General features: G+C 52.9%; 1 protein-coding gene. It reads left to right on the top strand.

From position 1 onward, the window contains the following. Positions 1–731: YDG domain-containing protein (locus ASC50_RS02455; RefSeq protein ID WP_226995347.1), on the top strand; the 731-nt coding region annotated here is incomplete at both ends.

Here is a 731-nt window from a genome sequence, read left to right as displayed (position 1 = left end):
CACAGTGGATAATGCCGCGGTGGATATTGATAATAAAGTGCCGGGGGATGACTTAATCCTATTGGATGCTTCGGCTGCTTTTGCCGACAAAAATGTGGGCACACGGTCGGTTACATTTGCCGATTTCACGCTCGGCGGCACGGAAAAAGACAATTATGAGTTGATGGCTCAGCCGGCTGATGTCGTAGCCACCGCCGCGATTACACCCAAGCCGGTTACGCTCACAGGTTTTTCCGTCGATAGCAGAACTTACGATGGCACTACGAACGCTACCTTTAGCGGTACGGGCAATATCGTTGGCATCGTTGAGGATGTCGGCGATGTGGTAACTGTGGAAAAAGGCACAGCGGCTTTTGCCGATAAAAATGCAGGACCGGACAAACCGGTCATATTTGACGGCTTCGCGCTCGCCGGTGCACACAAAGATAATTACGAACTGGCAGCACAGCCTGTCGCTACGGCAACAATCACCCCTTTGCCTGTCGTGGTCACGCCGGGCGATAATCTGAGTAAAACTTACAACACCGACGACCCCCCGGAGCTGACTTACACTTGGAGTCCGGAACTGCTCGATGGGGATATTTTTAGCGGCGTGCTCTCCCGCACCTCCAACGAAAAACCGGGGACGTATCCCATCACTCAAGGCTCACTGACTGCCGGCGGCAACTACGCTATCAGCATTGCAAATAAAGTCTTCACCATCATCCCGAAGAGCATTACCGCTTCAACGG

The sequence above is a fragment of the Candidatus Symbiothrix dinenymphae genome (genome assembly GCF_001431085.1).
Note: the sequence above shows the minus strand (reverse complement) of the source record. Positions and strands in the feature narration are given on the sequence as shown.